The organism is Amycolatopsis sp. WAC 01416 (assembly GCF_003947485.1).
Classification (GTDB): Bacteria; Actinomycetota; Actinomycetes; order Mycobacteriales; family Pseudonocardiaceae; genus Amycolatopsis.
The window spans coordinates 94,417-117,748 of sequence record NZ_QHHX01000005.1; the positions used below are offsets into that span (position 1 = coordinate 94,417).

Sequence of the window (23,332 nt, forward strand, 5' to 3'; positions counted from 1 at the left end):
CTTTGCGTGAAGGAGTGAGATGCCTCGGGCGAGGTTTTTGCTTCTTCTTTCCTGGGCCGTCGAGTTGCCGCTCGGCGGCCCAGGGTCTTTCACCGGTGGTCAGTCGACCTCCTTGAGGATCCGCTCGACCGTGCCGACGCTCTTCCGTAGATCGGCGAGGCGTCCGTCGAGTTCGGTGAGTTTGCGTTCGGTCTCTTCCTGCGCCTGGACGGCTTTTTCGGCGAGCCTGCGGTATTCGTGCTCGCGGGCGAGGGCGCCCTTGGCCCGGATGGTCGCGCCGAATTGCCACACGACCACCGTGATCACCACGGTGAGGAACACGAAGATGCCGATCAGCCCGGCGACCTCCTGCCATTGATGCCACTTCACGGTCGTTCCCCCTCGTCACCCGGTGCCGGTGTGCTCAGCGTCGGCGCCGCGGCGGCGATGGTGTCCGGGCTCAGCTCGATCAAGAACGGATTCACCTCGTAGAACTTCATCGCTTTCCCGTCCTCCGACAGCTCCAGTGCGGCCGACACGAGCCCGGCCGCCTCCAGTTTGCGCAGGTGGAGCTGCAACAGCGCGCGGCTGATGCCGAGCGCTCGCGCCAGTTGGCTCACATACGCGCGCTCCGCACGCAGCGCCGCCACGATCCGCAGCCGGTGTGGATTCGCCAGCGCCCCCAGCAGTCGCAGCAGCTCGTCGCCGGACGGTCCGGTGGCGGTCATGCCGCGCTCCTGCACATGCCAAAGAAATCTAGCAGGTGCCGGGTTGATCTACCAGGTACTCCAGCCAGACGTTCGGCTCCACGTAGACGCCGAGGTCCAGTGCCGAGGAGGCGAGCACCGGCGCGATCCCGCCCGGCACGGCCGTGAGACCGTCCCGGAGGTCGACGCCGGTCCACGCCTTCCATTGGGCGAAGATGCCGGTGACCGTCATCGCGAACGGCGCCACCTTCACGAACCGGGCGCCGACCCGTTCATGAGTGCGCAGCCACGGATCTTCCGGCAGCCCGTCCGCGCGACGGCGCGCGATGTAGTCCTCAAAGGACAGTCCTGGCGCATTCTCCTTCCCGGCCGGGCGGACCGGCACGACGAGCTTGCGCATACCTGTTTCCGAGGCGCGCTTTTTCAATGCCTCCAACGCTTTTGTGGCCAGGCCGCCGCCACGACGGCCTGGCGCGACCATTACTTCGAGTGCGATCAGCGTCTTCGTCTCACGGGTGCTCAGCAGATCTTCCGCGGCCCAGATCAAGGCGGCGTCCCAGCCGTGGTCCGGCAGTTCCGGGCGTTCGGGCGTCGGAAAGCCGACCGGGACGGCGGCCGCTCTCGCCACCGGGACATCGTCTTTCAGCAGCACGAGGAAGTATTCCGGCCAGCGGGCGGCGAGGTGGGACGACTTCGCCAGCAGACCGGCCAGGTCGTGCCGGAGGAATTCACCGCCGACACCGCCGAGGGCGAGCGCGGGCTCGCGCAGGTCGGGCCGGGTGGCCAGGTCTTCGATTACGATCATGTCCTCAGTAGAGCCGAGGACACGCGATTCTCACGAGGTGGATTTCAGCCATGCGAGCCGAGTGCGGACCAGGCGGCGGGGTGCACGCCTGTCCTTGCTGTGGCTATCTCACGGTGGGCGAGCGCGGCGTGTACGAGATCTGCCCTGTCTGCTTCTGGGAGGACGACGGGCAGGATGATCACGACGCGAACGTCGTCCGAGGCGGGCCCAACGGGCGCCTGTCGCTCACGGTGGCTCGGCTCGACTTCGATCTTCACGGTGCCTGCGAAGAGGCGCATATCCACAATGTCCGTCCTCCGGAACCGGACGAGATTCCTCCCGGCGGGAGCGCTCGTCCGCTGCCCGAAGACGCGAAGGTCAAGCGGGTGAAGCGGATGCGGTACTGAACTAGCGTACGGGCAGCGCGCGGCGCCGTCCGGTGATGCCGGTGGTGTTGAGGTTGGCGCGCTCGCCGGCGGAGTGACCGTCGAGGTAGCCGCTGCCGGACAACCGCCTCGGCGGTGCCGAGCGCAGGTCTCCGTATTGCTCGTCGTACGCCTGTTTGACCATCGCCGTCCGGTCCTGGATGACCAGTTCGGCGGAGCGATGGCCTGCCGCGGTGGTGTGGGTGCGGGCCGCGGTGTCTTCACTGTTGCGGAGCCGTTCGTAGACCGCGCCGGAGAATCCGTGCAGCCAGGTGCGCCGGTACGCGGCCAGGGATTCGCCAGCGAACACCCGGTTCTCCGGGCGGACCCGGGTCAGCTGGGTGGTCGCCTGCAGCAGCAGGCTCGTGTACAGCAGTTCCGTCCGTTCCAGATCGGAGCGGAAGCCGAACACCGTCACCGCGGTGACCGACTGGCCGAGCCGGTGGAGCAGGGCCCGGCAGCGCAGCGGATGCGCGATGTTCGTGAGCAGTCCCGCCTTGTCCCGGCTGTACGGGTTGTCGAGCGGGATCATGATCTGGGTGATCTCGTCCGCCGTCGCCCCGGAGGCGGCCAGCAACGCCTGATCGATGCCGTACCTGGCGATCAGTTCGGCGGCCTTGGTGTTGTACGACTCGGCTTCGGCCTCGGTGACCGCCGGGTCCTCCGCCTTCGCGAGGAGTTTCCGGACGCGCGCGAGCAGCGTGTCATGGTCGGGCATGGCCCTCCTTCCTGATTGGGTTGGAGCGGATCAATCTAGGAGAGAGGTCCGACAATATTCGGGCGGGATGTCCGCATCCCGGCAAGGGGGCGGTATGTCGATCGACGTGTCGGTGGTCGGTGCGGGCCCGAATGGGCTCGCGGCGGCGGTCTTGCTGGTCAGGGCGGGCCTGTCGGTCGAAGTGCACGAAGCGGCGGACGAGATCGGCGGCGGAACGAGGACGGCGTCGCTGTTCGACGACGAAGTCCGTCACGACATCTGCGCCACCGGACATCCGCTGGCGGCGGCGTCGCCTTTCTTCCGCTGGTTCGGTCTCGCCGGGCACGGAGTCGACCTCCTGCGGCCGGAGATCGCGTACGCGCATCCGCTCGACGGTAACCGGGCCGGACTCGCCTATGAAGATCTCGACCGGACCTGTGATGCCCTTGGTACGGACGGCCCGCGGTGGCGCCGCTTGCTGGGACCGCTGGCCCGGCACAGCCGTGAACTGGCCGATCTGCTGCTCGGGGACCTGCGCCGGCCGCCCCGCGACCCTCGGGTCGCCGCCCTTCTCCCGGCCCGGATGGCGATGCTCGCTTCCGGGTTGGAGCGGCGCCTGTTCACCGGTCCCGAAGCGCCCGCGCTGCTCTCCGGTGTTTCCGCGCATGTGATGAGCCGTCAGCCTTCGCTCGCCGCCGCGGGCGCGACGCTCCTGCTCGGCCATCTCGCGCATTCGACGGGCTGGCCGATCGTCCGCGGCGGAAGCCAAGCGATCACCGAGGCTCTCGCCGCCGACGTCCGCGCGCACGGTGGCCGGATCCACACCGGCAGCCGGATCACGGATCTGCGGCAGCTGGCGAAGTCGCGCACGGTGATCCTCGACATCGCCCCGCGTGGTTTCCTCGAAATGGCCCGCGACCTGCTGCCGCCGCGATACCGGAAGGCGCTGGAGTCCTACCGCTACGGTCCCGGCGTGGCGAAGGTCGATTTCCTGGTGTCCGAACCGGTTCCGTGGGCGGTACCGGAGGTCGGCAAGGCGGGCACCGTCCATCTCGGCGGAACGCGCGACCAGGTGTACGCCGCCGAAAACGCCATCCTGCGCGGGGAAGATCCGGAAGACCGGTTCGTGCTCGTGTCCGATCCGATGGCGATCGACCCGTCCCGCGGGTTGCCGGGCAAACGGCCGGTTTGGGCGTATTGCCATGTGCCGCACGGGGATCCGCGAGACGTCACCGAACTCGTCCGGCGGCGGATCGAACGGTTCGCGCCGGGGTTCACCGACACGATCCTGGCGGGCCGCTGTGTCACCGCGCCGGAACTCGAGGCCTACAACGCGAACTATCCCGGCGGTGACATCGCCGCCGGAGCGGTGGACCTGCGGCAGATGCTCGGACGGCCGGTCCCGCGCTGGAATCCACATCGGACCCCGCTCGGCGGCGTCTTCCTGTGTTCGGCAGCGACGGCGCCGGGGCCCGGCGTGCACGGAATGGGCGGCTGGCATGCCGCGAAATCCGTGCTGGGCAAGGATTTCGAGCGTCTGGTTCACGACCCGAGGTAGGCGTCCAGCGTGACGGCCAGCGCTCGTTCCGGTGTCGGCGCGAAGCTCGCGCCTGCCAGCCCGCCCCACAGCCACAGCTGGGCGAGACCGTGCAGCGACGCCCACAGCGAGGACGCGAGCAGCCGAGGATCGGTCGAGGGATGCCAGCCGCCTTCCTGCAGTTCGGCGACCATCGCGGCGAAGAAGTCGAACACCGCGCTGCTCACCCGCGTGAGCTCGGGATCGTCCGCGTCGATCAGATCGCGGCGGAACATCAGCTCGAACATCGCCGGATTGGCCAGCGCGAAATCGAGGTAGCCGTGGCAGGCCGCGATGAGCCGTTCGCGTGGTGTCCCGTCCGGCAGCCCGGCGCCGCGATCGAGCAGTTCGGTGTAGCCGCGGGTGGCGACCGCCGAGAGCAGGGCGGCGCGGCCGGGGAAATGACGCAGCGGCGCGCCGTGCGAAACGCCGGCGGCCTTGGCGATCCCGCGCAGCGTCACGGCGCCGACGCCCTCTTCGGCCAGCAGGTTCGCCGCGGTGTCGATCAGGCGGGTTCGGGCGCCCACGACCGGGTCTCCTCGTGGACGGGCAGGAGGTCGGGGCGTTTCGGCAGGAAACCGTCGCCCGGCTGGCGGCCGACGAGCCGGTTGCGGAAACGGGTGACCGCGACCGGGAGGACCTCCCGCGTCAGCCACCGCAGATCCGCGCGCAGGCCGGGGCGCCCGGCCGAACCGGGCAGCGGCGCGAGCCAGGCCGGGTCGTGGCTGACGCCGAGTTTGCCGAGCACGTGCCCGGCCAGGCGTCGGTGGCCCTGCTCGGACAGATGCAGCCGATCCGGCCCGAAATAGCGAGAATCGTGCGCGGCGTCGTCCGGCCACAGGTCGACGAGGGTCGCTCCGTAGCTGACGGACGCCTCGCGGACGGCGTCGTTCAGCGCGGTGAGGCGCGGGCGCATGCGGTGACCCATCGGCATGCGGTGGGAGATGTCGCTGAGGGTGAAGGTGACGACCATCGGCGCGATCTCGGTGCAGGCGCGGATGGCCGTGTCGACGCGGCGGGCGACCGTGCGCGCGTCCCAGCCGCGGCTCATCACGTCGTTGCCGCCGCCGAACAACGCGATCAGATCCGGCCGGAGCCTGGTCGCCGCCGGGGTCTGCTCGGCGTGGATCTGGTCGAGCCTGCGGCCGCGGACCGCGAGATTGGCGTAGCGGAAAACGGGCTCTTCCTCGGCGAGACGTGCCGCGACGAAGTCGGCCCAGCCGCGGTAGAAACCACCCGACGGATGCGGATCGGCCAGCCCTTCGGCGCAGCTGTCGCCGAGCGCGACGAAACGTTGGTAGCCCATCCAGATCTCCGTAACCGCGAGTTCACCTTGTAGACACTGTCTATCAAACTGATGTAGACGCTGTCTACTCAGTGCTCCAGGCGAGCACGATGGGTGAAGGCGACGGCGCGCCGCGGATCGCCGTCCGGGAGCACCCGGCACAGCGCGTCGACGATCTCCAGGTCGTCGGCCCCGCACGGCGTCTCCCAGTACGACCACAGCGCCGCCGCGTCCCCGCTGCCGAGCGCGACGCGGCGGACCGACGCGGTGACCGACTCGCGCTCCTCGCGCACGGCGGGCGACTCCGATTCGGGCAGCAGCGGACCGCGGAACGCTTTCGCGGCGCCGAGGACGTCGCCCGTCCTGAGCGCCGCGCGGACCCGCAGGAAGTCGGCGTCCACCTCGGCGGAAAGCCGGTACGGCCGCGTCTGCACGATGTCCGATCCGAGCTGTGTCCGCAGCCGGTGGATCTCCGCGCGCACGGTCACCGGGTTGCCGCTCTCGCCGTAGAGCAGCAAGGCCAGTCGCTCCGCCGAAAGGCCGCCCGGATGCAGGGCGAGCAGAGTGAGGATCTCCGCGTGCCGCAAGGTGAACGGCACCTCGCGGCCGTCCACTGTGGTCGATGGAAACCCATCGGTGAGGAACTCCAGCGCGAGCCGGGGACGCCTCGACGGAGCCCGGTTCCGGAGGCGCAGCAGGTAGCCCTCGGTCAACGGCTCCACCGTGCCGAGCCGTCCGTCGGGCAGGGTGACCGCGCCGCCGCCGGGCCGGATGTCCACAGTGGAGGGAAGATCGCCACAGGCTTCGGCCGCCAGCACGCGACCCTTCGCCGACAGCAGGGCTCCCGGCGCGCCGCGTAACGCTTCCAGGTGAGTCATGTTCGCGGCCCGCAGCCGTTCGTCACGCATCGCGAGCCGCGCCCGCAACTGGCCTTCGGCGAGCTGCGCGGCCGCCGTCACCAGCGCGAGCATCGCGGGATGGACCGTCCGCAGCGGACCGCTGACGTCGATCGACCCGAGCAGCGCACCGGTCTCCGGATCGCGCACGGGCGCCGCCGCGCAGGTCCAGCCGTGATAGGTCCGCACCAGATGTTCGGCCGAGTAGATCTGCACCGGTTCCCCGGTGGCGAGCGTGGTGCCCATCGCGTTCGTCCCGATGACGTCTTCACTCCACCGGGTGCCTTCGGCGAGCATCACGCCGTCCGCGCGCCGCAGCACACCCGCCGCACCCTCACGCCACAGGATGTGCCCGGCCGCATCGGTCACGATCATCATGTGCTCGGCGTCGTCGGCGATGCTCACCAGCGTCTGCCGCAGGATCGGCAGCACCGGCGCCAGCGGATGCTCGTCGCGCAGCCCGTGCACTTCGCCGGAGTCGTAGACCAATGGCGCGACGCCCTTGTCCGGGTCGACACGCGCGGCGAGCGAGCGATTCCACGAAGCCGACACGATCGACCTGGGGGAACGCGGCGCGGGAACACCGGAGAGGACGGCGTCGTGGACGTCCTTCAGCAGCCGCGCGTACGCCTGAGGGTCACGCGGCGACGCTTCACCTCCGGGCAGCTCCGCCACGTTTCCGAGGATAGGTGACCGCGCTCACTTCGTTGCAACGTGCGTGCAACCTCACCCGGCCTAGCTTCGCCGCCATCCGTCACCCCTAGCGATGAGGCAGGAAAGATGGCCAAGTACGCGGCACCGAACACCGAAGGCAGCGTCGTCAGCTACGAGTCGCGCTACGACCACTACATCGGAGGCGAGTACGTACCGCCCGCGAGCGGTCAGTACTTCGAGAACCCGACCCCGGTGACCGGACAGGTGTTCACCGAGATCGCCCGCGGCACCGCCGCCGACATCGACCGCGCGCTCGACGCGGCGGAAGGCGCGGCCGCGGCTTGGGGCCGGACGTCGGTGGACGAGCGGTCGAACGTGCTGCTGCGGATCGCCGACCGGATGGAACAGAACCTCGAAGCGATCGCCGTCGCCGAATCGTGGGAGAACGGCAAACCGGTCCGCGAGACCCTCGCCGCCGACATCCCCCTCGCGATCGACCACTTCCGCTACTTCGCCGGCGCCCTGCGCGCTCAGGAGGGCGGCATTTCCCAGATCGACGACAACACCGTCGCCTACCACTTCCACGAACCGCTCGGCGTCGTCGCCCAGATCATCCCGTGGAACTTCCCGCTGCTCATGGCGGTCTGGAAGCTCGCGCCCGCGCTCGCCGCGGGCAACGCGATCGTGCTCAAACCCGCCGAGCAGACCCCGGCGTCGATCCACCTGCTGATGTCGCTCATCGGCGACCTGATCCCGCCTGGCGTGCTGAACATCGTCAACGGTTTCGGCGTCGAGGCGGGCAAGCCGCTCGCGTCGAGCAACCGCGTGCGGAAGGTCGCGTTCACCGGCGAGACCACCACCGGACGGCTGATCCTGCAGTACGCCAGCGAGAACATCATCCCGGTCACCGTCGAACTCGGCGGCAAGAGCCCGAACATCTTCTTCGACGACGTCGCCGCGGCCAACGACGCGTTCTACGACAAGGCGCAGGAAGGTTTCGCGCTCTTCGCGCTGAACCAGGGCGAGGTCTGCACCTGCCCATCGCGGGCGCTGATCCAGTCCGGCATCTACGACCGGTTCCTCGGCGACGCCGTCGAGCGGGTCAAGAAGATCAAGCAGGGCCATCCGCTCGACACCGAGACGCAGATCGGCGCGCAGGCCTCCAACGACCAGCTGGAGAAGATCCTTTCCTACATCGACATCGGCCAGAAGGAAGGCGCGAAGATCCTCACCGGCGGCGAGCGCAGCGACCTCGGCGGCGAACTGTCCGGCGGGTACTACGTGCAGCCGACGGTGTTCGAAGGCGACAACAAGATGCGGATCTTCCAGGAGGAGATCTTCGGCCCGGTCGTCTCGGTGGCCAGGTTCGACGACTACGCCGACGCGCTGAAGATCGCCAACGACACGCTGTACGGCCTCGGCGCCGGTGTCTGGTCGCGTGACGGCAACACCGCCTACCGCGCCGGGCGCGACATCCAGGCGGGCCGGGTGTGGGTCAACAACTACCACGCCTACCCGGCGCACGCGGCCTTCGGCGGCTACAAGGCGTCCGGGATCGGGCGCGAGAACCACAAGATGATGCTGGACCACTACCAGCAGACCAAGAACATGCTCGTGTCCTATTCGGACAGTGCGCTCGGGTTCTTCTGATGGCCGAGCGGGTCGGCTTGACACCGGCCGCCGCGGATCTTCTGCGGCGGTTGGTGTCACTCCACGGGCCGGTGATGTTCCACCAGTCCGGCGGATGCTGCGACGGGAGCGCCCCGATGTGTTACCCGGCAGGCGAATTCCGCACCGGGGCGTCCGATGTCCACCTTGGTGACCTGAGCGTCGAGGGCATCGACGACGTTCCGGTGTGGATGTCGGGCCCCCAATTCGAGTACTGGAAGCACACGCATCTGACCATCGACGTCGTTCCGGGCCGGGGCAGCGGATTCTCCTTGGAGGCGCCCGAAGGAGTCCGCTTCCTGGTCCGATCCCGGCTGTTCAGCGACGAAGAGTCGGCTGAGCTGAACGGCCGAGCAACGCGATGAGCCGGTCGCCCGGCGCGGCGCCCGGCGGTGCCTCGACAGCGTGGTCGAAGGCGCCGCCGGGCCCGCGCACCGGCATCACGTCGGGGTAGCGGCTCGCCACCCTCAACGCGGCCGCCGCGAGCTCGTCGTCCCAACGGTGTTCACGGCCGAGGGCGGTATTGAGGTCCCAGTCGTGGGTGAGCGTGTCGACGAACAGCACGGCCAAGGCGTTCTTGCCGGGGAGCGGGCCGAAGTTCCCGAAGTCGAAGGTCTTTTCGAGCGCCTGGGCGCCGAAGGCCGCGAGGAACTCGGCGGAACTCTCTTCATAGGACGTGGCGAGGTCGTCGTCCGCTGTCGGCCGGGTTTTCCTGGGAAGGCCTGCCGCCTGCGCGGCGCGGTGCTCGTTGTTGTCGATCAGGTGTTTCACGATGTCGCGGACGGTCCATTCGGCGCAGGGGGTCGAGCGGTCCCAGTCGTCCGCGCCGATTCCGGCGATCGTGGTTCCGGTGGCGTGATGTGCCCGGGTCGTCAGTGCGAGGAAGTCCATGGGGTCAAAGTATACGAACGATCGTGCTATATTCTAGGGTGTGAGCACACTCGAGGTGAACGAGGTCTTCGTCGGGCGGCCGTCCGTGCTGGGAACGAAGCGCGACGTACCGGTGTACAGCGCCATCGCGAAATCGCGGGTGGAGGCGCCGTTCTTGAAGCTGGACGAGATCAATCTGGCCGGTGACGATCAGGCGGACCGGAGTGTCCACGGTGGCGTCGACAAAGCGGTCTACGTCTACCCCGCGACGCACTACGCGGCCTGGTCGGAGCAGGGTTTTCCGGTGGTCGCGGGCGACTTCGGGGAGAACGCGTCGGTGACCGGCGCCGATGAGTACGACGTGCGTGTCGGCGATGTCTGGGCTTGGGGAGAGGCGCTGGTCCAGGTCTCGCAGCCGCGGACGCCGTGCTTCAAACTCGCGATGAAGACCGGCCGCAAGGACGTCATCCCGGCGATGATCGACTCCGGCCGCAGTGGCTGGTACCTGCGGGTGCTCCGGACGGGTGAGGTCCCCACCTCGGGACGGATGACGCTCGAAGAACGCGATCCGGTGAACCCGACGATCGCCGAGGTGTACGTCGCGTCGTTCACCAATGTCGCCCAGCTGGACGAGGGCCGCCGGGACGCGTACTGGGCGCTGCTGGACCGGGTGCTCGCGGCGCCGGCGCTTTCCCGGCAGTACCGTGACGGCCTGGAATCGGCGAAACGGCGGCGAGAGGAACGGAATGCCGGTTGACGGCCGGGTGGCCCGCGGCGACGCGACGAGGCGGATCGTGCTCCGGCGCGCCGTCGACATCGCGTCCGTCGAAGGACTCGACGGGTTGTCCCTCGGCAGGCTCGCCACCGAGCTGGAACTGAGCAAATCCGGGGTGTTCGCACTGTTCGGTTCCAAGGAGGAATTGCAGCTCGCGGCGGTCGAGACGGCGAGCGCGATCTTCGCGGAGAACGTCGTCGAGCCGACACTGGAGGCCGAGCAGGGCATCGCCCGGCTGCGCGCGCTCTGCGCGAACTGGCTCGACTACTCGGAACGCCGCGTCTTCCCGGGCGGCTGTTTCTTCTTCAACGCCGGCGCCGAGTTCGACGCGCGGACCGGCCGGGTCCACGACGCGGTCGCGAAGGCGAGCCGGGGCTTCGCCCAGTTCATCCGGTCCACCGTCGTCGAGGCGCGGAAGGCCGGGCACCTGCTGGAGTCCGTCGATGTGAACCGGCTGGCCTTCGAACTGCACGCGCTCGGCCGGGCCGCGAACGCCGATTCGGTGATGTTCGGCGGCACGGAGCCTTACGCGCTGGCCCGCGCCGCCATCACCGCCCGCCTCGACGCCGCGGCCGTGCAATGAAAGGCTCCTTCATTGCAAATTTCGCAATGAAGGAGCCTTTCATTGCACTTGAGCGCTACTTCCAGTCGACCTGCGTGGACCGGTAGAAGTCGATGCCCTGCTGAACCCACCGCGGGCTCTGCTTCGCCAGCCGGAGCCGGTACGCGTCCCAAGTCCGGGAAGCTTTCGGTGACCAGCCGATCTCGGCGTGCCCCGGCAGCCTCGGGAACGCCATGAACTCGATGTTGTCACTGGTGATCAGCGTTTCCGACCACAGCGGCGCCTCGACGCCGATGACGTTCTTCTCCGACACGCCCTGCAGATACGTGGCCGGATCCCAGTCGTAGCCGTCCTTGACCTCGATCAGCGCGGCCCAGTCCAGGCCGAGCGGCGTCCCCGGGTGGTACTTCATGTCCAGGTACGCCTTGTTCGCGGGCGACATCAGGATCTTGTTGCCGCGTGCCGCGGCCTCGGCCACGTTGGCGTCCGTGCCGGTCGTGCCCCAGAACTGCGGAACGGCCGAAACCGGCGGTTTCGTCTTGGCGATGTCGTGCCAGCCGGTGATCGTCTTGCCGTACTTCGCGACGATCGGATGCACCTTCGTGGCGAAGGTCTGGTAGTCCGCCGGGGTGGTCGAGTGGGCCTCGTCGCCGCCGATGTTGATGTACTTCCCGGGGGTGATCGCCGACAGTTCGCGGATGACGTCGTCGACGAACTTGTAGGTGATGTCCTTGTTGATGCACAGCGAGCTGTAGCCGACCTCGATGTCGGTGCGCGGCGGCACCGCGACCCCGTCGCAGTTCAGTTCGGCGTAGGAGTGCTGGGCCGCGTTCGTGTGCCCCGGCATGTCGATTTCGGGAACGATCGTGATGTGCCGCGAAGCCGCGTAGCGCACCAGGTCCTTGTACTGCTCCTGCGTGTAGTACCCGCCGGGGGCGCCGCCGACGGCCGTCTGCCCGCCCACGGTCGCCAGCTTCGGCCAGCTCTTGATCTCGATCCGCCAGCCCTGGTCGTCGCTCAGGTGCAGGTGGAGCGTGTTGATCTTGTACTGCGCGATCTGGTCGATGTAGAGCTTGACCTGCGCCGGCGTGAAGAAGTGCCGGGCGACGTCGAGCATCGCGCCGCGGTAGCCGAAGCGCGGATAGTCGAGCACTGTGCCGCCCGAAACCACCCATGACCGCTTCTGGACGGTCTTCGCCTCGATCGCCGACGGGAACAGCTGGCGCAGTGTCTGCACTCCGAGGAACAGGCCCTCGTCGGTGTTCGCCTTCAGTGTCACGCCGGAAGAGGAGACCTTGAGCTGGTAGCCCTCGGTGCCGACCCGGTCGCTCGCGCGACCGGTTTCGAGGGAGATGGCCGGGCCGCCGCGGTGGCCGGTGACGACGGGCAACCGGTAGCCGGTGGCGGGCCGGAGCAGTCCGGCCAGGTACTCGGCGACCTGCTTGCCTTCGCGGTCGGTGCGGATGACGGTGGCGGGGTTGAGCCGGAAGTTCGCGCGAGGATCGGGCTTCGCGTCGACAGGCGCGGGAACGACCTCGGCGACGGTCCGTTCGGCTTTCGCGTGCTGTCCCGCGCTCGCCGTCGTGGGCAGGCCGAACGTCACGAGACTCAGGACGGCCACGCCGAGCACGGTTCTGGACAGGCGTTTACTCATGGAGCACCTCCGGTCGGGTACCTGGAGACTCTCTGCTCATAGAGGTATAGACCAATAGGGCAAACACGACAACACCCGATCGGACCAGTACACCGTGCCGATCACCGGTCACCCGCCGCGCAGAACCGCTTTCAAGGCGTCGAGAACACTCGCGTCTTCGATGGTCGAAGGCACCTGCTCGTCGCGGTTGTCGGCGATCCCGCGCATGGTCTTGCGCAGGATCTTCCCGGAGCGCGTCTTCGGCAACGCGTCCACAATGGACACGTCACGGAACGCAGCGACCGGCCCGATGTCGCGCCGCACCAGCGCGACCAATTCGGCCTTGAGTGTTTCGGCGTCGAAGTCCACGCCAGACTTCAGCACCACGAACCCGCGCGGAAGCTGCCCCTTGAGCTGGTCCCGGACGCCGATCACCGCGCATTCGGCGACGGCGGGGTGTGAAGCCAGCACGGCCTCCATCGAACCGGTCGAAAGCCGGTGGCCCGCGACGTTGATGACGTCGTCGGTGCGGCCCATGACGAACAGGTAGCCGTCTTCGTCGACGTATCCGGAGTCACCCGTCAGGTAGTGGCCGTCGTACCGCGAAAGGTACGCCTCGCGATACCGCTCGTCGTCCTGCCACAACGTGGGCAGCGATCCCGGCGGGAGTGGCAGCTTGATGGCGATGGCGCCTTCCCGGCCGGCCGGGACCGGCTCGCCCGCCTGGTCCAGGATCCGTACGTCCCACCCCGGCACCGGTTTCGTCGCGGAACCGGGTTTGACCGGCATCGGCTCCAGCCCGCGCGGGTTCGCCGCGATCGGCCAGCCGGTCTCGGTCTGCCACCAGTGGTCGATCACCGGCACGCCGAGCTTGTCGTGCGCCCAGTGATAGGTCTCCGGATCGAGCCGTTCACCGGCCATGAACAACGTTTTGAACTCGCTGAGCTGGTATTTCTCGATTTCGGCCGCGTCAGGGTCGACCTTCTTGATCGCCCGCAACGCCGTCGGCGCGGTGAACAACGCCTTCACTCCGTGGTCGGCGATGACTCGCCAGAACGCGCCGGCGTCCGGGGTCCCGACCGGTTTGCCCTCGTACATGACCGATGTCGCGCCGATGAGGAGCGGCGCGTACACGATGTAGGAATGGCCGACGACCCAGCCGACGTCGGACGCCGTCCACCACACGTCACCGGGCCGGATGTCGTAGATCGCGCCCATCGACCAGGCCAGCGCGACCGCGTGCCCGCCGGTGTCGCGCACGACGCCCTTCGGTTTCCCCGTGGTGCCGGAGGTGTACAGGATGTACAGCGGATCGGTGGCGGCGACCGGCGCCGGGTCGGCGGGGGATGCCTTCGAGACCAGTTCGGTCCAGTCCGCGTCGCGTGCTCCCATCTCGGCGCGAGCACGCTCCCGCTGCAACACCACGACCTTGTCCGGCTGATGGGCGGTACCCGCGAGCGCCTCGTCGATGATCGGCTTGTATTCGACGACCCGCGTCGGCTCGATCCCGCACGAGGCGGCCACGATGACTTTGGGTTTCGCGTCCTCGATCCGCGCCGCCAGCTCCTTGGGCGCGAACCCGCCGAACACCACCGAGTGCACCGCGCCGAGCCGGGCGCACGCGAGCATCGCGACCGCGGCCTCGGGGACCATCGGCATGTACACGATGACGCGGTCGCCCTTCCCGACACCGAGAGACGCGAGCGCGCCGGCGAAGCGCGCCACGTCGTCCAGCAGTTCCGCGTAGGTGAACCGGCGTACCGAATCGGTGACGGGAGAATCCCAGATCAGCGCGGTCTGCTCGCCGCGGCCGTCGCGGACATGCCGGTCGAGCGCGTTGAACGCAGTGTTCAGCTCCCCGTCCGGGAACCAGCGGTAGAAGGGCGCCTTCGACGCGTCGAGGGCCTGCGTCGGCGGACGGGTCCAGTCGATCGCCTGTGCGGCTTCGAGCCAGAAACCCTCCGGGTCTTCGAGGCTCCGCAGATACGTCTCGGCGTGCATCGAATGCTCCTTCGCGCTCGGGTACCGGACCCATCATGGACTTCCGGTCACCTCGATGCCCGGTGATAACGGCGGGGAGACGCCCGCGACAACCCGGCAACCCTGTGCTGGCATGGAGCGTCCTAAGCTGGACTAGGGGCAAAAAGGCCGGAAACGGCCTCGACGAGCGAGGGGAGCAGGGTCCATGGGACTAGCGAGCGCGCTGCTTTCGTTCGCGCACAGCCTGTTCGGGCCAGGGATCTGGCCAGGGGACTGGGTGTGGGCGACGAGCACCGCGGGAGCGCTGGTCGCGCTGCTGCCCGCACTGGGAGCGATGGTCGTCGCGATCATCCGCAAAGGCACCGGCAATCGCTACGACGTGGTGACCCTGTCCATCTTCGGCGGGATCGGCGTCGTCGCCGTCTTCCTGCTGCCGTGGCTGCTGGCCACCGGTGTTTCGCAGGTCTACCAGGAGGCCGCGTCGTCGAAGGCGGGCGGTAAGTCCGGCTTTTCCGGCAGCGATCTGTCGACCTTCAACTCCGACTACAGCCCGCTGATCGGCGCGCAGAGCGAGTACCTCGGTCGCGGCCAGAACGTGTACGAGGTCCTGTTCTATCCGAGCGGGATGCAGCTGAGCTACATCTTCTATCTGATCCTGCTGGTCGGGTTGCCTGCGCTGTCGCTGCTCTTCGTGATGTTGCAGGCACGGACCGCGTTCCGCCGCGGACCGAAGTGGCCTTCGCGGTTCTTCTGGATCCCGTTCGTGCTGATGGTGCTGGCGAGTATCGGCATGGGCGCGAACACCGCCGTGCACTTCTGGCTCGGGTTCCTGCCGTTCAGCGTGCTGGGGCTGATCCCGGTCGCGCTGGTGGGCCCGCCGCCGTGGTCGGTGATCAACCGACCGGACCCGCAGCCCCGGCAGAAGGTCGAGCCGTACCGCCCGGAGCCGCCCGCTCCGAAACCGCAGCAGCAGCTGCCGCCCCCGCCCGCCAAGCAGTACCCGGCGACGGCGCTGGCACAGGCGCCCGAACCTCCCGCGCTGGCCGCGGTCCCCGGCCCGGTCCCGCCACCTCCGGGTTCCCGCAACTCCGGCGGCGGCCGCTACCAGCGCGTCCGGCGGCTCGGCCACGGCGGCTTCGGCACCGTGTGGGAAGCCGTCGACACGCAGCTGAACCGCACTGTCGCGCTGAAGATCGCGCACGCGCCGGACCGCGACACCGAAGAGCGGATGCAGCGCGAGGCCCGTGCGCTGGCCGTGGTGAACCACCCCAACTGCGTCCGCGTGTACGACCTCGTCGAGGAGCCCGACGGTCTCGCGCTGGTCATGGAGTACCTCGAAGGGCGCTCGCTGGCCGAGATCGTCGACTCGCAGGGCCCGCTCGACGACATCTCCGCCGGACGGCTCTGGTCGACCATGGCGGGCGCGCTCGCCGCGGCGCACGAGAAAGGTGTGCTGCACCGGGACCTGAAGCCGTCGAACATCATCCTCGACCGCAACGGGCTCGCTCATCTCATCGACTTCGGTATCGCCCGCAGCCAGGGCGACTCGAAGATGACCGCGACCGGGATGATGATCGGCACGCCGGACTTCGTCGCTCCCGAGCAGGCGATGGGCTCGCCGGCGAGCCCGGCTTCGGACGCTTGGCAGCTCGCCGCGACGGTCAGCTACGCGCTGTCAGGCCAGCCTCCGCGCGGCACCCGGGAGACCCCGATGGCCGCGCTGATGGCCGCCGCCCGTGCCGAACCGGTGTCGAAGCTGCCGAACCGCAGCGCGCACGCGCGGATCCTCATCGCTTCGCTTGACCAGGAACCCCGCCGCCGCCCGACGCTCAGCGCCGTGCGGCGCGACGTCGAAGGCTGGCTCGCTCGCGCGGGCAAATCGCCGGACGGCCCGGTCACCCAGATCGTCCCGCGCCGCCCTCCGCAGTCGCAACCGCAGCCCCATCAGCAGCCGCAGCCTCAGCGTCACCCGCGCTGACCTGCGAAAAGAGAGCAAGGGACCTTTGCTAGCGTTCGTTAGTACGCTAACCAACGCTGGCAAAGGTCCCTTGCTCTCTTACTCGATGATGACCCAGGTCCCGCCGCGCCAGCCCATGGTGAAGATCTTGGGATCCCCGTCCATGATCGTCGCCTTCGGCGCGATCGCGTTGGGCGGGATGGTCACCTGGTCGGGCCCCTTGCTCTGCACCTTCGCGCGGTCGACCCGGGTGGCTTTCAGGTTCTTCAGATCCGCGGGCGTGAACATCTCGAACAGCATCGGCGTGAGGCTGCGGCACTCCTTCATCCCGCCGTCGTAGGCGGGCGCCGAAATCCGGCACACGGTGTCCAGGTCCTTGGCGCCCAGCGCGTGATGGAACTCCTCCATCACGCTCGCGGCGCCGTCCGGCGTATGCGCCACCGCCCCGCCGGTGGCGGGCTTGGTGACCGTCCCGGCGGTCGCCGACGGGGCTGTAGTGCTGGAGCGCGTAGTCGATGTAGGCGCGCTCGAGCTGCTACTCGGCGCTTCGGAAGTGCTCGGAACGGCCGAAGTCTGTGGTGACGCGGTCCCCGGTGTCTGCTCTTCGCAGCCCGCGATCAAGAACAAGGCCGCGGCCGCGCAGGCCGCTCCGAGCGGTCGGATCGTCATGATGCCCCCTGTCGGACTGCTGTTGACCAGGGGAGAGTAACAACTCTCGTCGAAGTGTCACACTTGAATCGGGAAAGTCGATCCAGGCCGCCATGTCAGCTGAGGATCAGGTGGTCACTTCCAGGACGGCAGCCACAGTTCGGCGTTCCAGTGCTCGTTGGTGATCGCGTTGCCGTTGAGGATCGGCCACAACCAGGCGAAGTTGGCCACGACGAGCCCCACGTAGAGGGCGACGACGAGCATGCCGGTGCCCCGCCGTTCGAAGCCGCGTTTCGCGCCGCCGAGGATGTGCCCGAGGATCAGCGTCAACCCGAGTATCAGGAACGGCGCCAGCGGCGTCGCGTAGAAGTAGTACATCTGGCGGTCGAGGTTGGTGAACCAGGGCAGGAACCCGGCCAGATAGCCGACGAGCACAGCGGCGTAGCGCCAGTCCGCGCGGAAGAACGACCGCCACACGCTCCAGCCGAGCATCGGCAGCGCCAGCCACCACATCGCCGGCGTCCCGATCAGCATCGTCGCCCGCACGCAGGTCGACTCGCCGCATCCGGTCGCGTCGGTGCCGCCCGCGTACGCGTAGAGCATCGGCCGCAGCCCCATCGGCCAGGTCCACGGCTTCGACTCCCATGGATGCGGTTTGTCCTTGGGCGTCACCAGGTTCGCGTGGAAGTCGAGGACGTTCATCGAATAGTCGCCGAGCGACCGCAACGCGGGCGGCATCCACGCCCAGAAACCCGGATCGATGTCCTTGATCGCCACGTAGTTGCGGTCGGTCGCGGTCTCGCTCGCGAACCAGGCCCAGTAACAGGCGAAGTACACCAGGATCGGGATGACGACGATCGCCCACAGCGCGGGCAGCACGTCGCGGCGCAGCGTGCCGACCCAGGGTCGCTGCACGCCGGCGGCCCGGCGCGCGGCCACGTCGAAGAACACGGTGAGCAGCCCGAAGGCGGCGATGTAGTAGAGCGCCGACCATTTGACGCCGAAGGTCAGCCCGATCATCAGGCCGCCGGCGAACCGCCACCACCGGAAACCCAGCTTCGGGCCGAACCGGGATTCGTCGATCCAGCCTTCGCGGACGGCCACGGCGAGCCGCTGCCGCACCTGGTCGCGGTCGCACAGCACGCAGGCGAACGCGGCGAGCACGAACAACGCGATGAAGATGTCGAGCATGCCCATGCGTGACTGCAGGTGCAGGACGCCGTCGCTGATCACCAGGATCCCGGCGACCGCGCCGAGCAGGGTGGAACGGGTGAGCCGCCGGGCGATCCGGATGACGAGGAACACGATCAGCGTGCCCGCCAGCGCGGGCATGATCCGCCAGCCCCAGGCGTTGTAGCCGAACAGCCACTCGCCGATCGCGATGAGATGTTTCGCCAGCGGCGGGTGCACGATCAGTTCGTAGCCGTAGTTGTCTTCGTAACCGCCGTTGCGCAGCATCTGCCACGCCTGCGGGACGTAGTGCTTCTCGTCGAAGACCGGCGTGCCCTTGTCCGTGGGCGTTCCCAGATTCTGGATCCGGACGATGCCGCCGATGAGCGTCAGCACCAGCGTGACGACCCAGCCCCGCAGGCGATCGGTCGGCATGCCGCGGCCGAGGAGTGAGGCCTCCCGATCGCTCGGTGGCCGGAGCGCGTCGACCGGATCCGGCCGCACGCTCTCGTTGTCACGGGTCAGCAGTGCGGTCACGGGGCATGATCCTACGGGCGGAAGAGTGAACTCGGTGTCCGGATCTGCGAACCGGTTAACCTTCGGGAATGACCGAAGGACGCCTCGTGCTGGCAGCCACCCCGCTCGGAGACGTCCGTGACGCTTCGCCGCGCCTGTCCGAAGCTCTCGCGACGGCCGACGTGATCGCCGCGGAGGACACCCGGCGCCTGCGCTCCCTCACCGCCGCCCTCGACGTTTCGCCGGTCGGCCGCGTGGTCAGCTTCTATGAGGACGTCGAGACCGCTCGCCTGCCGAAACTGCTCGAATCGCTCAAGTCGGGCGAGACGGTGGTCTTGGTGACCGACGCCGGCATGCCGAGCGTCTCGGATCCCGGATTCCGGCTGGTGGCGGCCTGTGTCGAAGCGGACGTGCCGGTGACCTGCCTTCCCGGTCCGTCCGCGGTGACCACGGCGCTCGCGCTGTCCGGCCTGCCGTGTGACCGTTTCTGTTTCGAAGGTTTCGCCCCGCGCAAACCCGGTGAACGCGCGAAATGGCTCGGTTCGCTGAAGGACGAGCCCCGCACGGCAGTGTTCTTCGAGTCTCCGCACCGCCTGGCGAGCACGCTCGCCGACGCTGCCGAGGTCCTGGGTCCCGACCGTCGAGCCGCCGTGTGCCGCGAACTGACCAAAACCTATGAAGAGGTCAAACGCGGCAATCTGCCGGAGTTGGCCGCCTGGGCCGCCGACGGAGTGAAGGGCGAGATCACCGTCGTTCTCTCGGGTGCGCCGCCCCGTTCGGTCAGCGTCGAGGACCTGGTTCCCGAAGTCTCGTCGCGGGTCGCTGCCGGTGAACGCCTCAAGTCCGCCGCCGCCGAAGTCGCCGAAGCGACAGGTGTGTCGAAGAAGGAGCTTTACGACGCCGTGCTCGCCTCCCGTAAGAGCTAGGACAGCAAGGCCGTCACGGCCGCATACGCCTTCGCGGCATCGGGCTCCGCGCCGGTGATGACGTCGGTGTAGATGAACGACTCGCCGATCCGCACCAGCAGGTACGCGAGGTCCTCGACCGGCAAGGGAGGGGTGAGTCGTCCGGCCTCGACCTCTTCGTCCAGGAACTCGCGCATTTTCGCGATCGCGCGACTCTGCACCACGCTGGCCTTCGTCGTCAGGATCCGCAGCGCTCGCTCGGGCTCGTTGCGCAGGAACTCCCGGAACGGTTTCGAGCCGTTCACGGTCCGGACGAAGGTGCCGACGAGCTCCGCGATCCCTTCCGCGCCGCGTCCGAGTTTGCCCGAGGCCCGGGCTTCGAAGACCTCCACGGTCATCGACCAGAGGATCTCGCCGAGCAGCTGATCCCGGCCGCCGACCCACCGGTGCAGCGTGGCGCGGCTGATCCCCAGCTCGCCCGCGAGGTCGCCCATGTCCACCCGGCGCCCTTCCAGGAACCGGGCGCGCGCGATCGTGAACGCGCGCAGAGCGTCTGGGCGCGGCGAAGTCAACTGGCGTTCTAGTGCGGTTTCGATGAGTGAAACATATCACGCCATGTCTCAGGTATGAGACATATGCAAGAATGTCTCATCTCGATGAGGAGGATGCGGATGCGCGCAGTACAGGTGACCGAATTCGGCGGGCCCGAGGTGCTCAACCTCGTCGATCTGCCCGATCCCGTCCCCGGCCCGGGCCAGCTGCTGGTGGAGGTCGACCGGATCGGCGTCAACTACGCCGACACGCACCAGGCCGAGAACTCCTACCTCGCACCGAGCAAGCTTCCGCTCGTGCCCGGTGGCGAGGTCGTCGGCCGGACCGCCGACGGCAAGCGTGTCGTCGCGCTGCTCAACGGAGGCGGCGGCTACGCCGAGCGCGCGGTGGCCGACGGGGTCACCAGCTTCGAGGTGCCCGACGGCGTCGATGACCTGACCGCGCTGTCCTTCATCGTCCAGGGCACCACTGCCTCACTCCTGCTGCGCAAGTCCGCCCACCTCGAACCCGGCGAATCCGTCGTCGTGCACGCGGCCGCCGGCGGGGTCGGCTCCATCGCCGTGCAGCTCGCGAAAGCCTGGGGAGCGGGCCGGGTCATCGCGACCGCCAGCAGCGACGAGAAGCGCGCCCTCGCTCTCGAGCTCGGCGCCGACGTCGCCATCGACTCGCGCGCCGAAAGCATGACTGACGTGCTCCGCGAGGCGAACGGTGGCAAGCGTGTCGACATCGTGCTCGACATGACCGGCGGCACCGTCACGGACCAGAGCATCGCCGCCCTCGCGCCGTTCGGCCGCCTCGCGTTCTACGGCATGGCCAGCCGCGAGCAGCCGAAGCCGATCGAGGCACGCAATCTCCTCGGGCACAGCACCACCGTGTCCGGCATGTGGCTGCCGCACGCCTTCAAACTCCCCGGAAACGTTTTCGGCCGCGCGCTCGACGAGCTTTTCGAACTGGCGCTCGCGGGCAGGGTCCGTGCCATCGCCGGCGGCGAGTACGCGCTGTCCGACGCACGCGCCGCCCACGAGGCCCTGCGGTCGCGCGGCACGATGGGCAAGCTCCTGCTGGACCCCGCCAAGTAGCTCAGCCGAGCAGACGCTCCAGCGGAGCGGACTTGTGCAGGCATTCCTGCCATTCCGCTTCGCTGTCGGAGTCGGCGGTGATCCCGCCGCCGACTCCCAGTTCGATCGTGCCTTCGTGGATTTCGAAGGTTCTGATCGCGACGTTCAGTTCCAACCCGGCGATCGGCGACGCGAGTCCGATCGCGCCCGTGTAGACGCCGCGCGCGGCCGGTTCCAGCTCGGCTATCAGATCCAGCGCCCGGATCTTCGGCGCGCCCGTCACCGAACCCGGCGGGAAGGTGGCCGCGAGCAAGGCCGCGTCGTCGATCCCCTCGGCGAGCGATCCCTCCACAGTGGACTCGAGATGCCAGACGCCCGGCGCGGGCCGGACCGCGAGCAGTTCGGGGACACGCACCGTGCCGGTGGCGCAAACCCGGCCGAGGTCGTTGCGGACGAGATCGGTGATCATCACGTTCTCGGCGACGTCCTTGGTGGATTCCCGCAGGCGCTGCGCGAGGTGTTCGTCTGAGGCGTCCCGCCGCGGCAGCGTCCCTTTGATCGGCGTCGACCGGACACGTTGCCCTTGCCTGGCAAGGAAAAGTTCAGGAGAGAACGAGACGACCGAGCCCCAGTCGGCGGCGAGGAACGCCGCCCGGCGGGCTCCGAGGCGACGGGCGCCTTCGGCGAACAAAGCGATCGGATCGCCGGTGAACTCCCCGCTGAAGCGTGCGCAGATGTTCGCCTGGAACAGCTCGCCGGCTTCGATCGCGTGCACACACGCCTTGACGGCGTCGAAGTGCTCCGACGGAAGCGGACGCGATAACGGGCCGGAACTCCAAACCGGCGCTTCGGGAACCTCGGCGAGCGAAGATTCCACCGCGGCCACTTCGTCGACCGGATCCGGGGCGCCGTCGGGAATCAGGGCTTCGAACCACCACGAACCGTCCGTGTCCAGCCGCAGCACCCTGTCGACCCAACCCCAGGCCGCCGGAGGAAGCGCGCCGGAACGGCCCGACGGATCGATCAGGTCATAACCCAGGTAGCCGAACCAGCCGCCTCCGACGGCGCCGGGCACCGCGTCACGAACGAAAGGCATCCGAGCGGGGATCGCGAAGGCTTCGGCCGCATCCCGGACGGGAATCAGGGAAGCGTTCAGCGCGATGACCGCGCGCGACGAGAACCAGTCTCCGCAAAGCGCGGCAGGCGGCGCGAGTCCGAGGTTCCGGGCGCGTACGCCGAGAACCGTCAGTGCCCGTTCGGGCCCGACGTCCGTCCGCAGCCTCCGGCACATCAACCGCACGCGCCATTGTCACCGTTCGAGTGGCCGGAAACGCAACCCGCCTCCGCCGGAAAGTGAGATCCGCGACCCATGTGGTGACAACACGCATACCCGTCGTCACGGAGCGGGCACTACAGCAGCACGTCCGTGAGTTTGAAGGGGTAGACCACGGCGTCCTGCGCGATCGGTCCGTCCACACCGGGCAGTCCGGTGCCGAAACCGTGCTGGTGCAATCCCAGTCGCGAGTGGAACCAGCCCGGCCTTCCCGGGATCTCGTTGTGCCTGACCAGCCACAACACCACTTCGCTGTCCGCCCACTTGTCCGGCCGCAAGCGGTTCGTCCAGCAGTCGAGCCCGGCGTACACGAGAACGCGTTCGACGCGCGCGGCGTGCCTGACGTGTTTGATCCATGCCTTGATGAACCGGTCGTCGACGCTCGGCGCCTCCACTTCGAGCGCCGGCGCGAGCGAACCGGGTGCGAAGGCGCCGAGCGCGCTCGCCGTCCGCACGAAATGGTCGGCCTGGTCGTGGACGGCGCCGGGGCGTGCGTAGTGCCGTGCGCCGGTGTGGATACCGGCGTGCTGCGCGCCCGCCAGATTGCGTTCCGCCGCGACGTCCCGCCAGTTGGTGTTCTCGGTGACGGTGACCGACGCGAACCGGATGTCGGCACCGCGCACCGCCGCCCAGTCCGTCACCGTCTCGCGGTGGGACAGGGTGACGCCGTGCTCACCTTCCGGATCGATCAAACTCACCTGC

Annotated in this window: 24 protein-coding genes; 9 read left to right on the forward strand and 15 right to left on the reverse strand. The window is 68.5% G+C overall.

Features of this window, described 5'->3' with window-relative positions; all coding sequences use genetic code 11:
* Positions 1-99 precede the first annotated feature (99 nt).
* Genes DL990_RS17660 through DL990_RS17670 form a run of 3 tightly spaced genes read right to left on the reverse strand, consistent with a single transcriptional unit; the run spans position 100 to position 1,491 of the window.
* On the reverse strand, positions 100-369 hold the full coding sequence (locus DL990_RS17660) for a hypothetical protein (RefSeq protein WP_125782432.1): 270 nt from the start codon (positions 367-369) through the stop codon (positions 100-102).
* Entirely contained in the window at positions 366-707 is a 342-nt protein-coding gene (locus DL990_RS17665) for a metalloregulator ArsR/SmtB family transcription factor (RefSeq protein WP_125782434.1), read from the reverse strand. Before DL990_RS17665 ends, DL990_RS17660 begins: the two co-directional genes overlap by 4 nt.
* A 28-nt stretch (positions 708-735) precedes the next feature.
* On the reverse strand, positions 736-1,491 hold the full coding sequence (locus tag DL990_RS17670; RefSeq protein ID WP_125799325.1) for a GNAT family N-acetyltransferase: 756 nt from the start codon (positions 1,489-1,491) through the stop codon (positions 736-738).
* Positions 1,492-1,541: 50 nt separating this feature from the next.
* Here DL990_RS17670 and DL990_RS17675 point away from each other — a divergent pair, with 50 nt between their 5' ends.
* A complete protein-coding gene (locus DL990_RS17675; RefSeq protein WP_125799326.1) occupies positions 1,542-1,877 on the forward strand; it encodes a CPCC family cysteine-rich protein in 336 nt (111 codons plus the stop codon).
* Position 1,878: 1 nt separating this feature from the next.
* On the opposite strand, the gene DL990_RS17680 is transcribed toward DL990_RS17675, so the two are convergent.
* Positions 1,879-2,613: a DUF2786 domain-containing protein gene (locus tag DL990_RS17680; protein ID WP_125782440.1), complete on the reverse strand. Its 735-nt coding sequence runs from the start codon at positions 2,611-2,613 to the stop codon at positions 1,879-1,881.
* A gap of 94 nt (positions 2,614-2,707) precedes the next feature.
* Between DL990_RS17680 and DL990_RS17685 the strand changes: the two genes are divergently transcribed.
* Complete coding sequence (locus tag DL990_RS17685) at positions 2,708-4,150, forward strand: NAD(P)/FAD-dependent oxidoreductase (protein WP_125799327.1); 1,443 nt, start codon at positions 2,708-2,710, stop codon at positions 4,148-4,150.
* Here DL990_RS17685 and DL990_RS17690 read toward each other — a convergent pair.
* From DL990_RS17690 to DL990_RS17700, 3 genes are all read right to left on the reverse strand, one after another.
* Entirely contained in the window at positions 4,135-4,695 is a 561-nt protein-coding gene (locus DL990_RS17690) for a TetR/AcrR family transcriptional regulator (protein WP_125782444.1), read from the reverse strand. The genes DL990_RS17685 and DL990_RS17690 overlap by 16 nt on opposite strands.
* Entirely contained in the window at positions 4,674-5,474 is an 801-nt protein-coding gene (locus tag DL990_RS17695; RefSeq protein ID WP_125799328.1) for an SGNH/GDSL hydrolase family protein, read from the reverse strand. The genes DL990_RS17690 and DL990_RS17695 overlap by 22 nt, the downstream gene beginning before the upstream one ends.
* Positions 5,475-5,542: 68 nt before the next feature.
* Positions 5,543-7,024 (reverse strand): helix-turn-helix domain-containing protein, encoded by a 1,482-nt coding sequence (locus tag DL990_RS17700; RefSeq protein ID WP_125782448.1) that lies wholly within the window; start codon positions 7,022-7,024, stop codon positions 5,543-5,545.
* Positions 7,025-7,129: 105 nt separating this feature from the next.
* On the opposite strand from DL990_RS17700, the gene DL990_RS17705 reads away from it, so the two are divergent.
* Both DL990_RS17705 and DL990_RS17710 read left to right on the forward strand, forming a co-directional pair.
* Positions 7,130-8,653: an aldehyde dehydrogenase family protein gene (locus tag DL990_RS17705; protein ID WP_125782450.1), complete on the forward strand. Its 1,524-nt coding sequence runs from the start codon at positions 7,130-7,132 to the stop codon at positions 8,651-8,653.
* Positions 8,653-9,036: a DUF779 domain-containing protein gene (locus tag DL990_RS17710; RefSeq protein ID WP_125782452.1), complete on the forward strand. Its 384-nt coding sequence runs from the start codon at positions 8,653-8,655 to the stop codon at positions 9,034-9,036. The genes DL990_RS17705 and DL990_RS17710 overlap by 1 nt, the downstream gene beginning before the upstream one ends.
* On the opposite strand, the gene DL990_RS17715 is transcribed toward DL990_RS17710, so the two are convergent.
* A complete protein-coding gene (locus tag DL990_RS17715) occupies positions 8,990-9,562 on the reverse strand; it encodes a TIGR03086 family metal-binding protein (protein WP_125799329.1) in 573 nt (190 codons plus the stop codon). The two genes, DL990_RS17710 and DL990_RS17715, sit on opposite strands and share 47 nt — an antisense overlap.
* A gap of 40 nt (positions 9,563-9,602) precedes the next feature.
* Here DL990_RS17715 and DL990_RS17720 point away from each other — a divergent pair, with 40 nt between their 5' ends.
* The gene (locus DL990_RS17720) at positions 9,603-10,298 is read left to right on the forward strand and encodes an MOSC domain-containing protein (protein ID WP_125782456.1); all 696 of its coding nucleotides are present in this window, start codon (positions 9,603-9,605) and stop codon (positions 10,296-10,298) included.
* The gene (locus DL990_RS17725) at positions 10,288-10,899 is read left to right on the forward strand and encodes a TetR/AcrR family transcriptional regulator (RefSeq protein ID WP_125782458.1); all 612 of its coding nucleotides are present in this window, start codon (positions 10,288-10,290) and stop codon (positions 10,897-10,899) included. Before DL990_RS17720 ends, DL990_RS17725 begins: the two co-directional genes overlap by 11 nt.
* Positions 10,900-10,954: 55 nt before the next feature.
* On the opposite strand, the gene DL990_RS17730 is transcribed toward DL990_RS17725, so the two are convergent.
* Both DL990_RS17730 and DL990_RS17735 read right to left on the reverse strand, forming a co-directional pair.
* Complete coding sequence (locus DL990_RS17730) at positions 10,955-12,532, reverse strand: beta-N-acetylhexosaminidase (RefSeq protein ID WP_125799330.1); 1,578 nt, start codon at positions 12,530-12,532, stop codon at positions 10,955-10,957.
* A gap of 108 nt (positions 12,533-12,640) precedes the next feature.
* Entirely contained in the window at positions 12,641-14,512 is a 1,872-nt protein-coding gene (locus DL990_RS17735) for a propionyl-CoA synthetase (RefSeq protein WP_125799331.1), read from the reverse strand.
* Positions 14,513-14,696: 184 nt separating this feature from the next.
* On the opposite strand from DL990_RS17735, the gene DL990_RS17740 reads away from it, so the two are divergent.
* A complete protein-coding gene (locus DL990_RS17740) occupies positions 14,697-16,469 on the forward strand; it encodes a serine/threonine-protein kinase (protein ID WP_125782464.1) in 1,773 nt (590 codons plus the stop codon).
* Positions 16,470-16,547: 78 nt separating this feature from the next.
* Here the strand turns inward: DL990_RS17740 and DL990_RS41860 are convergent, their stop codons facing one another.
* Both DL990_RS41860 and DL990_RS17755 read right to left on the reverse strand, forming a co-directional pair.
* A complete protein-coding gene (locus DL990_RS41860; protein WP_233620502.1) occupies positions 16,548-17,117 on the reverse strand; it encodes a hypothetical protein in 570 nt (189 codons plus the stop codon).
* A gap of 114 nt (positions 17,118-17,231) precedes the next feature.
* Entirely contained in the window at positions 17,232-18,803 is a 1,572-nt protein-coding gene (locus DL990_RS17755) for a dolichyl-phosphate-mannose--protein mannosyltransferase (RefSeq protein ID WP_125799332.1), read from the reverse strand.
* A 68-nt stretch (positions 18,804-18,871) separates the two neighbouring features.
* On the opposite strand from DL990_RS17755, the gene rsmI reads away from it, so the two are divergent.
* On the forward strand, positions 18,872-19,708 hold the full coding sequence (rsmI, locus tag DL990_RS17760; RefSeq protein ID WP_125782468.1) for a 16S rRNA (cytidine(1402)-2'-O)-methyltransferase: 837 nt from the start codon (positions 18,872-18,874) through the stop codon (positions 19,706-19,708).
* On the opposite strand, the gene DL990_RS17765 is transcribed toward rsmI, so the two are convergent.
* Complete coding sequence (locus tag DL990_RS17765) at positions 19,705-20,259, reverse strand: QsdR family transcriptional regulator (protein WP_125799333.1); 555 nt, start codon at positions 20,257-20,259, stop codon at positions 19,705-19,707. The two genes, rsmI and DL990_RS17765, sit on opposite strands and share 4 nt — an antisense overlap.
* A 99-nt stretch (positions 20,260-20,358) precedes the next feature.
* Here DL990_RS17765 and DL990_RS17770 point away from each other — a divergent pair, with 99 nt between their 5' ends.
* Positions 20,359-21,318: a zinc-binding dehydrogenase gene (locus DL990_RS17770; protein WP_125799334.1), complete on the forward strand. Its 960-nt coding sequence runs from the start codon at positions 20,359-20,361 to the stop codon at positions 21,316-21,318.
* 1 nt (position 21,319) lies between these two features.
* Here the strand turns inward: DL990_RS17770 and DL990_RS17775 are convergent, their stop codons facing one another.
* Together DL990_RS17775 and DL990_RS17780 are read right to left on the reverse strand one after the other, a co-directional pair.
* A complete protein-coding gene (locus tag DL990_RS17775; protein ID WP_125799335.1) occupies positions 21,320-22,597 on the reverse strand; it encodes an aminodeoxychorismate synthase component I in 1,278 nt (425 codons plus the stop codon).
* Between the two features lie 110 nt (positions 22,598-22,707).
* A complete protein-coding gene (locus DL990_RS17780) occupies positions 22,708-23,322 on the reverse strand; it encodes a glycoside hydrolase family 25 protein (protein WP_125782683.1) in 615 nt (204 codons plus the stop codon).
* Positions 23,323-23,332 lie beyond the last annotated feature (10 nt).

Bases quoted from the DNA above. Each gene is read 5' to 3' on its own strand.
- DL990_RS41860 (WP_233620502.1), bottom strand. From the start codon at position 17,117: ATGACGATCCGACCGCTCGGAGCGGCCTGCGCGGCCGCGGCCTTGTTC.
- DL990_RS17725 (WP_125782458.1), top strand. From the start codon at position 10,288: ATGCCGGTTGACGGCCGGGTGGCCCGCGGCGACGCGACGAGGCGGATC.
- DL990_RS17685 (WP_125799327.1), top strand. From the start codon at position 2,708: ATGTCGATCGACGTGTCGGTGGTCGGTGCGGGCCCGAATGGGCTCGCG.
- DL990_RS17715 (WP_125799329.1), bottom strand. From the start codon at position 9,562: ATGGACTTCCTCGCACTGACGACCCGGGCACATCACGCCACCGGAACC.
- DL990_RS17695 (WP_125799328.1), bottom strand. From the start codon at position 5,474: ATGGGCTACCAACGTTTCGTCGCGCTCGGCGACAGCTGCGCCGAAGGG.
- rsmI (WP_125782468.1), top strand. From the start codon at position 18,872: ATGACCGAAGGACGCCTCGTGCTGGCAGCCACCCCGCTCGGAGACGTC.
- DL990_RS17665 (WP_125782434.1), bottom strand. From the start codon at position 707: ATGACCGCCACCGGACCGTCCGGCGACGAGCTGCTGCGACTGCTGGGG.
- DL990_RS17705 (WP_125782450.1), top strand. From the start codon at position 7,130: ATGGCCAAGTACGCGGCACCGAACACCGAAGGCAGCGTCGTCAGCTAC.
- DL990_RS17680 (WP_125782440.1), bottom strand. From the start codon at position 2,613: ATGCCCGACCATGACACGCTGCTCGCGCGCGTCCGGAAACTCCTCGCG.
- DL990_RS17670 (WP_125799325.1), bottom strand. From the start codon at position 1,491: ATGATCGTAATCGAAGACCTGGCCACCCGGCCCGACCTGCGCGAGCCC.
- DL990_RS17675 (WP_125799326.1), top strand. From the start codon at position 1,542: ATGCGAGCCGAGTGCGGACCAGGCGGCGGGGTGCACGCCTGTCCTTGC.
- DL990_RS17710 (WP_125782452.1), top strand. From the start codon at position 8,653: ATGGCCGAGCGGGTCGGCTTGACACCGGCCGCCGCGGATCTTCTGCGG.
- DL990_RS17770 (WP_125799334.1), top strand. From the start codon at position 20,359: ATGCGCGCAGTACAGGTGACCGAATTCGGCGGGCCCGAGGTGCTCAAC.
- DL990_RS17735 (WP_125799331.1), bottom strand. From the start codon at position 14,512: ATGCACGCCGAGACGTATCTGCGGAGCCTCGAAGACCCGGAGGGTTTC.
- DL990_RS17740 (WP_125782464.1), top strand. From the start codon at position 14,697: ATGGGACTAGCGAGCGCGCTGCTTTCGTTCGCGCACAGCCTGTTCGGG.
- DL990_RS17730 (WP_125799330.1), bottom strand. From the start codon at position 12,532: ATGAGTAAACGCCTGTCCAGAACCGTGCTCGGCGTGGCCGTCCTGAGT.